Source organism: Yersinia proxima, assembly GCF_902170785.1.
Classification (GTDB): Bacteria; Pseudomonadota; Gammaproteobacteria; order Enterobacterales; family Enterobacteriaceae; genus Yersinia; species Yersinia proxima.
In genome coordinates this window covers 319,571-330,946 of record NZ_CABHYG010000009.1, presented here as the reverse complement: position 1 = coordinate 330,946, position 11,376 = coordinate 319,571, and the positions used below count along the sequence as shown (strand labels likewise).

Below are 11,376 nucleotides of genomic sequence, written 5' to 3'. Positions count from 1 at the left end.
CCCGTTTTCTCTTTATTAGGCTCACACAGGTGTGACGGAGTTCTGGTACACTATTATTGTCTAATAACGATAAGTTCTGTTGGTTAATAACGATAAATTCAAGGAGCCGGGATGAGCCAAAAATCCCCCGAGCAGACCACACCTGACCTGCTGCAATCACAAATTTCAAAGGTTCTTGCTGCCTTTACACACCCAACCTTGCAAAAGAGCCTGACTGAGCTGCGTGCTATCCACCACTGTGCTTTATTGGACAATGTGCTACATATTGAGCTGGTGATGCCTTTTGCCTGGCAGTTCGGTTTTGACATATTAAAAGAGTCCGTCAGCGGAGAATTACTGGCGGTGACGGGTGCCAAAGCCATTGACTGGAAACTGTCTCATAATATCACCACACTGAAACGCGCCAATGATCAACCCGGAGTCAAAGGGGTGCGCAATATTGTGGCGGTCAGCTCCGGTAAAGGCGGGGTAGGGAAATCCAGCACCGCCGTGAACCTGGCACTGGCCTTGGCTGAAGAAGGGGCAAAAGTCGGTATTCTGGATGCTGATATCTATGGTCCTTCCATTCCAAATATGCTGGGTACCACAAATCAGCGGCCAACCTCCCCTGATGGCAAGCATATGGCACCGATCATGGCCCACGGTATTGCTACCAACTCGATTGGTTATTTGGTCACCGACGAGAACGCCATGGTGTGGCGCGGCCCGATGGCTAGCAAGGCCTTGATGCAAATGCTACAAGATACCTTATGGCCTGATTTGGATTATTTAGTCATTGATATGCCGCCGGGAACGGGTGATATCCAATTGACTCTCTCACAGAATATTCCTGTCACTGGTGCGCTGGTGGTAACCACGCCACAGGATATTGCTTTAATTGATGCAATGAAAGGCATCGTGATGTTTGAGAAGGTGCATGTGCCAGTGTTGGGCATTATTGAAAATATGAGCATGCATATTTGCAGTAATTGTGGCCATCTGGAGCCTATTTTTGGCACTGGCGGGGCAGAAAAGCTGGCGCAGAAATACCATTGCAAATTGTTGGGACAAATTCCGTTGCATATTTCACTGCGCGAAGACCTCGATCGCGGCGAGCCAACGGTTGTCAGCCATCCTGACAGTGAATTTGCTGATATCTATCGCCAACTGGCATCCAACGTTGCGGCAGAGATGTATTGGCAGGGTGAAGCCATTCCGACGGAAATATCATTCCGCGCGGTGTAATAACCCCTATACACCCCTGCGGTGTCAAACGCAGAGGATATAACCCAAAGTCATTGGCGTTGCAGGTAGGCAGCAAACGAACGAGTCCCGATGAGCTGACAAAGGTCAGTGATTCGGGTGAGTGAGTGCCGCTAACACCCCTGCGGCGTCAAAGACGCAGGGTATTATACTGGCATCAAACCCGTTAACTCCTTATAATTGGCGCGCTCAAAGCACCTTGTGTGCTTTGTCTCCCTTCACACTTAGTAATCAGGTCTTTAATTTTATGACTGACAAAGCACACCAGTGCGTCATTATCGGGATAGCGGGTGCCTCAGCCTCCGGGAAAAGTCTTATCGCTAGTACGTTGTATCGTGAATTGCGTGAACAGGTGGGTGACCAACATATTGGCGTCATCCCTGAGGATGGTTATTACAAAGACCAGAGTCACCTGTCTATGGAAGAGCGGGTCAAAACTAACTATGACCATCCCAGCGCCATGGATCACAATTTATTGCTAGAACATCTGCAATCGCTGAAAGCGGGCAAGCCAATTGAGCTGCCACTTTACAGTTACACCGAGCACACGCGAAAAAAAGAAACCGTCCATTTAGAACCGAAAAAAGTGATTATTTTGGAAGGGATCTTATTGTTGACGGATATTCGTCTGCGTCAGGAGATGAACTTCTCCATCTTTGTCGACACGCCGCTGGACATCTGTTTGATGCGTCGAATGAAGCGTGATGTCAATGAACGCGGCCGTTCTATGGATTCTGTGATGGCTCAATACCAGAAAACTGTGCGTCCAATGTTCCTGCAATTTATAGAGCCTTCTAAGCAGTATGCTGACATTATCGTTCCACGTGGTGGTAAGAACCGCATTGCGATCGATATTCTTAAAGCAAAAATTAGCCAGTTCTTTGAGTGATGTTCGTCTGGACCTTTGCTTCTTAATATGACAGCTTTCATAAAATGAAAGCTGTAACATACGAATTTTGATGGGGATTTTAGCAATGAGACTGTGCGATCGTGATATAGAAGCCTGGCTGGATAGCGGTAAGCTGGGGATTGATCCTCGCCCGCCAGTAGAACGTATTAATGGTGCCACGGTCGATGTCCGCTTAGGAAATCAATTCCGTGTCTTCAATGGTCACACCGCTGCATTTATTGATTTAAGTGGCCCGAAAGATGAAGTCAGCGCCGCGCTGGAGCGGGTGATGAGTGAGGAGATCAATTTACCGGAAGGGGAGGCATTCTTCCTGCATCCCGGTGAATTGGCACTGGCGGTAACCCTTGAATCGGTGACTATCCCCGATGATCTGGTCGGCTGGCTGGATGGCCGCTCTTCATTGGCCCGCCTTGGTTTGATGGTACACGTGACCGCCCACCGAATCGATCCCGGTTGGCAAGGCAGGATTGTGCTGGAGTTCTATAATTCAGGTAAGTTGCCGTTAGCACTACGCCCTGGCATGCTGATTGGTGCGCTGAGTTTTGAGCCACTTTCTGGCCCGGCAGCTCGTCCTTATAATAGTCGTCAGGATGCCAAGTATCGTGGTCAACAAGGCGCTGTAGCCAGTCGTATTGATAAAGACTAGCCATTTTTCTTGCTGATTTTTTAGCCTGTTTGGACGTTTTAGCCTGATTAGACAAGAGGATGTCATGAGACGATTACTAACGACGTTAATTATCCTGCTAGTGGTATTGGTAGCTGGGATGAGCGCATTGGTATTGCTAGTAAATCCTAATGACTTCCGTGCATACATGGTCAAACAGGTCGAAAGAAAAAGTGGTTATCACCTGCAACTGGAAGGTGATTTACGTTGGCATGTTTGGCCGCAACTGAGCATTATCGCCGGCCGAATGGCCTTAACCGCGCCCGGTGCTGCAGCTCCAGTGGTCAGTGCCGAGAATATGCGTCTTGATGTCAAACTTTGGCCACTGTTGTCACATCAACTAGATGTTAAACAGGTGATGCTAAAAGGGGCGGTTATCCGCTTAACCCCTGACAGCGAAGCACAACGGCAACCAGGAGCACCGGTTGCACCGACGGGTAATGCGCCGGTTGATGAGCACCGCGCCTGGAAACTTGATATTAATAAAGTTCAGGTTGCCGACAGTCTGCTTATTTGGCAACGGACAGATAATGATCAAGTTAATGTTCGCGATATCAATCTCGAGCTGAGTCAGGATGCCCAACGGCAAGTACATATCACCCTTGCCAGCCGCGTTAATCGTAATCAGCGAGATATTACTTTCTCAATGGTTGCGGATGCCGATATGCGTCATTATCCACAGCAGTTCAGCGCGAATATCAGCCAGTTCACCTATAAATTGGAAGGGGCGGATATTCCGGTGGGGGGGGTGAGCGGCGAGGGGTTATTACAAGCCAGTTATCAACATAATATTCAGCAATTACTGCTCAATAAGCTCAGTTTCACGGCAAATAACAACCAATTGGCCGGGAGTGCCAAAGCGACTTTTGGCCCAGTTCCTGAATATGTTATTAATCTGGCGGCTGATAATCTCAACCTGGATACCATTTTCGGTTGGGAGCCCAAAAGTAGCATCAGCACTAAAGACAGCGCTAAACAGCCAGCGGTAACTGCACCGGTTATTGCTATCCAGGCGGATGATGATGTAGGGCAAGACCTACAGGTATTGCGTGATTTTACGGCGCAACTCACTCTCACCGCGAATAATTTGGTTTATCGCGCAATAAAAGTCTCACAGCTAAATCTAGAGGTATCAAACCAGCAGGGGGATGTCCAGATTAGTCGGTTGACTGGCAATGCATTGGGCGGTGATTTTTCGCTGCCTGGTTCGCTGGATGTGACCGGTAAGAAGATGCTCACCGCTATCAACCCAGTGATAAACCATATGGAATTAGGCCCAGTATTGGCAGCCGCTGGCTTACCGCAGATGATGACCGGTAAATTCACCATGAAAGCGCAACTGTCTGGTGATGGAATTAATGTTAAGGCGTTTAACCATCGTTGGAAAGGCAACGCTGAGTTCAGCATGAATGATGCGAAGTTGGAGGGGCTGAACATTCAACAACTTATCCAGCAAGCGGTCACACGTAGTTCCAGCGATGTTAAAGGTCAAGACAGGTATGAACGTTACACTGAGGTTAAGCAACTGCAAGCCAGTCTGGCCCTGAACCGGGGGCAGATGAATGTCAGTAATTTAATTGCAGATTCTACATTGATTTCCATTAAAGGCGGCGGAGAACTTAATTTGCCAGCGCAACAATGTGATATGAATCTATCAGTGCGGGTTATGCAAGGATGGAGTGGGCAAGATAGCCTGGTTAAAATGCTGCAAGACGCTGATATTCCACTGCGTATCTATGGCCCGTGGACTCAACTCAACTATCAACTGAATGTTGAGCAGCTTTTGCGTAATGAGTTGCAACAGCGTGCTAAAAAAGCACTTAGTGACTGGGCTGAACGTAATCAGCAGAGCCGCGGCAGTAAGGATCTTAAAAAACTTATTGATAAACTTTAATGTTGGTATCACCGCCGATCGTGATGATAGCGTTTTCGGCGGTAATGGTTTCTCCTTGTTATTTTCCTGTTGTTGAATTGTTCGCCAAAGTCGCCTGTCTAAATATAAAATCCTCTCACCTGTTCACAAACTAATATTTGTTTCTAAAATCTCTGTGAATTATTGATAGATGTCATAAACTCGCCGGTGGACTTTGGGCAGAGTGCAGAGCTATTTCTGCGTTTTAACAATAATAATGACTGATACCTAAAGTCATCGGCATGCTTCTGGTTGTGATGTTATGCCGAAAGCAAAGGGTATTTAGCAACAAACGAGTATTCGGCGAGAGAGGGTATATGTTAGATCTTTTGATTGGGGTGGTGGTAGCCATCGGTGTCGGCCGTTATATTATTAAAGGCTACTCAGCCACTGGCGTACTGATGGTTGGTGGTTTATTACTATTAATTATCAGCGCGTTAATGGGTAAAAATGTATTGCCTGCCAGTGCAACACCAACCGGCTGGCGAGCGACGGATATTGTTGAGTACGTCAAAATCTTGCTGATGAGCCGTGGCGGCGATCTTGGCATGATGATCATGATGTTATGTGGTTTTGCCGCCTATATGACCCACATTGGTGCGAATGATGTAGTGGTCAAGATTGCATCCAAACCACTACAAATGATCAACTCACCCTACTTATTGATGGTCGCCGCGTATATTGTGGCCTGTTTGATGTCTTTGGCCGTGTCATCGGCAACTGGGTTGGGCGTATTGTTGATGGCGACATTGTTCCCAGTGATGGTTAACGTTGGTATCAGTCGGGGGGCAGCAGCAGCAATCTGCGCATCACCAGCGGCTATCATTTTGGCACCAACCTCTGGTGACGTCGTGTTAGCAGCAAAAGCCTCTGAAATGCCACTGGTCGATTTTGCCTTTAAAACCACATTACCGATCTCCATTGCTGCGATTGTCTGTATGGCCATCGCTCACTTTTTCTGGCAGCGTTATCTTGATAATAAAAGCCAGGAAAAGCATGAAATGATGGATGTTAATGACATCACAACCAATGCTCCGAGCTTTTACGCTATTTTGCCCTTTACACCCATCATCGGTGTGTTGATCTTTGATGGCAAATGGGGGCCGGAACTACACATCATCACGGTATTGGTTATCTGTATGCTGATTGCCGCAGTGATTGAGTTCTTGCGTAGCTTCAATGCGAAGACGGTATTTACCGGTCTTGAGGTGGCTTACCGGGGGATGGCAGATGCATTTGCCACAGTGGTAATGCTGTTAGTTGCTGCTGGAGTATTTGCGCAGGGATTGAGTACTGTTGGTTTTATCAGCGGTCTGATTGGATTAGCGCAATCATTTGGTACTGGTGGCATTATTATGATGTTGGTATTAGTCACCATCACTATGCTGGCAGCAATGACTACTGGTTCAGGTAATGCGCCATTCTATGCGTTTGTTGAATTGATTCCGAAACTGGCGGCACAAATGGGGATTAATCCGGCTTATCTGGTGATCCCAATGCTACAAGCATCAAATCTGGGGCGAACATTATCTCCGGTATCTGGTGTAGTGGTTGCCGTGGCGGGGATGGCAAAAATCTCTCCGTTTGAAGTGGTAAAACGTACCTCAGTCCCCGTTTTAGTTGGGCTGGTAGTCGTCATTGTTGCCACGGAAATCCTGGTTCCTGTGCATTTATAAGGTCTGCAAATAACAATAAAAAGCCGGGCAATAAAAAGTGGCCCGGCTCTATTATTTATCATTCACTCAGCTTCTATATTGCCAGTGCATTACACTTCATAATCAGGGTCTGGCACCTTCAGCGGTGTTATCTTCACCTTTAAGATTCGGTGGCTGCTGACTTCAAGCGGTTCAAACAGATAGTCGCCAATTTTCAGTTGTTCACCGACTTTAGGTATCCGCTGGGTATACTCCATCAACAATCCAGCCAATGTGTGATATTCACGCTTATCATCAATCGGCAGTGGTATATAAAGCACCAAATCTTCCAACGGCATATAGCCATTCGCTATCCAGCAGCCATCATCAGTTTGCTGAATATCATGACGAGCATCCAGCTCTTCACCTGCTACTGGCAAATTACCTGCAATGGTTTCCATCACATCAGTGAGAGTCACGACCCCTTCAATCGAGCCAAATTCATCCACCACAAAGGCAAAATGAGTTTGCGCCTGACGGAATTGCTCTAAGGCCATCAACAGCGAAACCTGTTCCGGGAAAATTAATGGCTGGCGAATCAGGGCCCGCAAATCGAGTTTTTCGTTCGCTAATTGTTGCTTCAGCAAATCAATGACGTGAATGACCCCCAAAGGTTCATCTGTTGAGCTATCTTCAGTGACGACAATTCGGGTATGCAGATTTTTAGTCAGTAACTGAGTTAGTTTTTCTGGCGGATCATTCAAATCAAGATACTCAACATCATGGCGAGACGTCATGATGCTGCTGACTGTCCGTTGCGCCAGCCCCAATACTCGTTCAATCATTCGGCGCTCTTGCTCGTTGAACACCTCTTGGCCCACACTGGTATTATCAGCAATCAAATTGGCGGTATGGTTATCTAATTCCGCTTCTTCATGCTTGCCACTGAGCATACGCAGTACTGCCTCTGCTGTCCTTTCCCGTAAGGGGCGAACGGTTGACAGGAAGCGGCGGCGGTTGAATTGGGCAAACTGATTCAGTGACTCAATAATGACTGAGAAGCCAATGGCAGCATACAGATAACCTTTCGGAATATGATAGCCAAAGCCTTCAGCCACTAAACTAAAGCCGATCATCAGTAAGAAACTCAAGCACAGAATGACAATCGTGGGATGTGCGTTTACAAAGCGAGTTAATGATTTGCTGGCTAACAGCATCAGACCGATAGCGATACAAACAGCCGCCATCATTACCGCGAGGTGATCGACCATACCAACTGCGGTAATCACCGAGTCGAGAGAGAAAATAGCATCCAACACCACAATCTGTGCAACAACCGGCCAGAACCGCGCGCCTTTGCGCTGCTGGTTTTGTTGGTGATCCTTGCCCTCAAGTCGCTCATTAAGCTCCATAGTGGCTTTGAAGAGCAGGAATACCCCGCCGATCAACATGATTAAGTCACGCGCACTGAACGGATGGTTAGAAAGCGTGACTAATGGCGCGGTGAGTGTTGCTAACCATGAGATACTTGCCAATAACACCAAACGCATGATGAGTGCGCACAATAACCCTGTGACTCTGGCTTTATCTCGTAAATGACGTGGTAGTTTCTCCGCCAAAATGGCAATAAATATTAGGTTGTCTATACCTAACACAATTTCGAGCACAACCAGCGTTGCCAGCCCGGCCCAAATAGTAGGATCTGCGATCCATTCCATATATCTAACTTCACCTTTTATTTCTACGGCTTATGCCACTAAAGCGAATAATGAGCCTACCGCATCAAATTTTCAAATTTAAATATAAGAAATTGATGATATTCATGGCAAAAAACACAGAAGTAAAAAAGAAGGATAATTGGGGTGAAAAACTTAATTAACTGTTTTTCATTGCATTTTCTGTTTGAGTAAGGGTAATGGAAACTAACAGACATTTCCTAGTTAAAATTAATACTATATAATAGATAATCAGTAGAAATGATTATGTGGGTATAATTTGCTCAGTAGAATCATGCATCTATAATTAAGTGATATTCATAATATGCTGCAAATATGACCAAATAGCTATTGGTAGCTGTAAAGCCAGGGGCGGTAGCGTTGTTAAATCAATTGATTACACTGATTATTATTCTGATGTGAATAATTTTCATTCTCGTTTAAGCTGAAGTGCTTTTTAGTACACAACTTTATAGTGATAAGGATATGTAATGTTACTTCCGGTTATTATGGCTGGCGGAACAGGTAGTCGTCTGTGGCCGATGTCAAGAGAACTTTATCCTAAGCAATTCTTACGTTTGCATGGGGTAAATTCGATGCTGCAGGAGACTGTAAATCGTCTAGAGGGAATTTCTGTTAGAGAACCCGTTGTCATTTGTAATGAAGAACACCGTTTCCTGGTCGCAGAACAGTTGCGACAAATTAATAAACTGTCCCATAATATAATATTAGAGCCCGTTGGTCGTAATACGGCTCCCGCCATTGCATTAGCTGCACTAAATGCCATCTCTCAAGGTGATGATCCAATAATGTTGGTGTTGGCTGCCGACCATATCATTAATGATTGCGACGCTTTTCATCAAGCAATCAACGACGCTATTCCATTTGCTAAAAAAGATAGTTTGGTGACCTTCGGAATTGTACCAACTGGCCCTGAGACGGGCTATGGCTATATACAGCGCGGTGAATCGACAGTTAATGATATTTCTGAAGCCTTTAAAGTTAAACGCTTTGTTGAAAAGCCTAATTTGGAGACGGCAGAGCAATATATTAATTCAGGCGAATATTATTGGAATAGTGGCATGTTTATGTTCCGTGCCAAACGATATATCCAGGAGTTGGATAAATTCCGACCAGATATTCTTGATGCATGTAAAGCAGCAATGAAAGATTCAGACTCTGACAAAGATTTTATTACGATAGATAAAGATAAATTCAGTGCCTGCCCGGATGAGTCGATAGATTATGCTGTAATGGAGCAAACTAGTAATGCTGTTGTTGTGCCGCTTGATGCAGGTTGGAGCGATGTAGGTTCATGGTCTGCGCTCTGGGATGTAAGTAATAAAGATAAATTAGGTAATGCCGTTACGGGTGATACATTCCTGCACGATACACAAAATTGTTATATTAATACTGATGAAAAACTAGTTGCTGCTGTAGGAGTGGATAATTTAGTTATCGTCAGTACTAAAGATGCTGTATTGGTGGTGGATAAATCTAAAGTGCAAGATGTTAAAAAGATTGTTGAACATCTCAAGCAAACAAAACGCAGCGAATATCGTCGTCACAGAGAAACGTACCGACCTTGGGGCCGTAGCGATATCATCGTTAATGAGCAACGTTTTAACGTCAACCGCATTACAGTTAAGCCTGGTGGGTCGTTTTCTATGCAAATGCATCATCACCGAGCGGAGCATTGGATTGTATTATCAGGCACGGCAAAAGTGACGATCGGTGATAAGACCTTTTTAATCACAGAAAACCAGTCTACTTTTATTCCTATTGGTTCTCTTCATATGCTGGAAAATCCAGGTAAAATTCCACTTGAATTGATTGAGGTTCAATCGGGTTCTTATTTGGGTGATGACGATATTATTAGAGTAAAAGACCACTATGGCCGTTGCTGATTTAGAGGAAACAATGAATACCTTAACTTGTTTTAAAGCGTATGATATCCGTGGTCAATTAGGCTCAGAACTAAATGAAGATATCGCTTATCGTATTGGTCGTGCTTTTGGCGAATATTTAAAACCAAAAACGATTGTTATCGGTGGTGATGTACGTTTAACTAGCGAACCATTAAAAATGGCCCTGGCTGAAGGGCTAATGGACGCTGGCAGTGATGTTTTGGACATCGGTTTAAGTGGTACTGAAGAGATTTATTTCGCCACTTTTCACTTAGGCGTTGATGGTGGAATCGAGGTGACGGCCAGTCATAATCCAATGAACTACAACGGCATGAAGCTCGTTCGGGAAGATGCCAAACCCGTCAGTGGGGATACAGGTTTACGGGATATCCAAAGACTTGCTGAGAATAATGACTTTAAAGTAGTTGATAAGAATAACAGAGGTAGTTACAAAAAGATTTCAGTGCTTAAAGAGTATATTGATCACTTAATGGGCTATGTCGATTTTAAAAATTTCACTCGACCACTAAAACTGGTTATTAATTCTGGCAATGGCGCAGCTGGGCATGTGGTTGACGAAATTGAAAAACGCTTTACTGCTGCTAACCTTCCCATCGAATTTATAAAAGTCCATCACCAACCTGATGGCAATTTCCCAAATGGTATTCCTAATCCGTTATTACCTGAATGCCGAGCTGACACTGCACAAGCTGTTTCCGAGTCCGGTGCTGATATGGGTATAGCATTTGATGGTGATTTTGACCGTTGCTTTTTATTTGATGAAAATGGACAGTTTATCGAGGGCTACTATATTGTTGGTCTGCTGGGAGAGGCTTTCTTGCAGAAAGAAAAAGGAGCTAAGATAATTCATGATCCAAGATTGACCTGGAATACAATTGACATTATTTCTAAAGCAGGCGGTATTCCTGTTATGTCAAAAACAGGTCATGCATTTATCAAAGAAAGAATGCGCAAAGAAGATGCGATATATGGTGGGGAGATGAGTGCTCACCATTATTTTCGAGAGTTCGCCTATTGTGATAGTGGTATGATTCCTTGGTTGCTGGTTGCTGAATTATTATGCATTAAAAACAAGTGCTTAAGTCAATTAGTTGGTGACCGCATGAAAGCATTTCCGGCATCTGGTGAAATTAATCGTAAGCTGGTAAATGCTAACGAGTGTATTGCCAAAATTAGGGCTATTTATGAACCTGATGCTGTTAATGTTGATTTAACTGATGGTATCAGTATTGAGTACAGTGATTGGCGTTTTAATCTGAGAGTTTCAAATACAGAGCCAGTTGTTCGCCTAAATGTCGAATCCATAGAAGATCCTTTATTGATGAGTAATAAAACAAATGAAATTTTAGAATTATTGGTTGAGGAATAACT

The 11,376-nt window shown here is 44.8% G+C and carries 8 protein-coding genes; 7 read left to right on the top strand and 1 reads right to left on the bottom strand.

Going from position 1 to position 11,376, the window contains the following annotated elements; all coding sequences use genetic code 11:
• Nucleotides 1-111: 111 nt before the first annotated feature.
• From apbC to dcuC, 5 genes are all read left to right on the top strand, one after another.
• Nucleotides 112-1,224, top strand: coding sequence for an iron-sulfur cluster carrier protein ApbC (apbC, locus tag FTB31_RS08130; RefSeq protein ID WP_050075219.1), 1,113 nt, complete (start codon nucleotides 112-114; stop codon nucleotides 1,222-1,224).
• A gap of 265 nt (nucleotides 1,225-1,489) precedes the next feature.
• Complete coding sequence (udk, locus tag FTB31_RS08125) at nucleotides 1,490-2,131, top strand: uridine kinase (RefSeq protein ID WP_005162352.1); 642 nt, start codon at nucleotides 1,490-1,492, stop codon at nucleotides 2,129-2,131.
• An 85-nt stretch (nucleotides 2,132-2,216) separates the two neighbouring features.
• Nucleotides 2,217-2,798, top strand: a complete 582-nt coding sequence (gene dcd / locus FTB31_RS08120; protein WP_005162354.1) for a dCTP deaminase — start codon at nucleotides 2,217-2,219, stop codon at nucleotides 2,796-2,798.
• Nucleotides 2,799-2,862: 64 nt separating this feature from the next.
• The gene (gene asmA / locus FTB31_RS08115) at nucleotides 2,863-4,710 is read left to right on the top strand and encodes an outer membrane assembly protein AsmA (RefSeq protein ID WP_227731268.1); all 1,848 of its coding nucleotides are present in this window, start codon (nucleotides 2,863-2,865) and stop codon (nucleotides 4,708-4,710) included.
• Nucleotides 4,711-5,045: 335 nt separating this feature from the next.
• A complete protein-coding gene (dcuC, locus tag FTB31_RS08110) occupies nucleotides 5,046-6,404 on the top strand; it encodes an anaerobic C4-dicarboxylate transporter DcuC (RefSeq protein ID WP_032819001.1) in 1,359 nt (452 codons plus the stop codon).
• A gap of 89 nt (nucleotides 6,405-6,493) precedes the next feature.
• Here the strand turns inward: dcuC and FTB31_RS08105 are convergent, their stop codons facing one another.
• Entirely contained in the window at nucleotides 6,494-8,080 is a 1,587-nt protein-coding gene (locus tag FTB31_RS08105; protein ID WP_050075221.1) for a TerC family protein, read from the bottom strand.
• 488 nt (nucleotides 8,081-8,568) lie between these two features.
• Between FTB31_RS08105 and FTB31_RS08100 the strand changes: the two genes are divergently transcribed.
• Together FTB31_RS08100 and cpsG are read left to right on the top strand one after the other, a co-directional pair.
• Nucleotides 8,569-9,984, top strand: a complete 1,416-nt coding sequence (locus FTB31_RS08100) for a mannose-1-phosphate guanylyltransferase/mannose-6-phosphate isomerase (protein WP_050075222.1) — start codon at nucleotides 8,569-8,571, stop codon at nucleotides 9,982-9,984.
• Between the two features lie 13 nt (nucleotides 9,985-9,997).
• The gene (cpsG, locus tag FTB31_RS08095) at nucleotides 9,998-11,374 is read left to right on the top strand and encodes a phosphomannomutase CpsG (protein WP_050075607.1); all 1,377 of its coding nucleotides are present in this window, start codon (nucleotides 9,998-10,000) and stop codon (nucleotides 11,372-11,374) included.
• The last annotated feature ends 2 nt before the right edge of the window (nucleotides 11,375-11,376 follow it).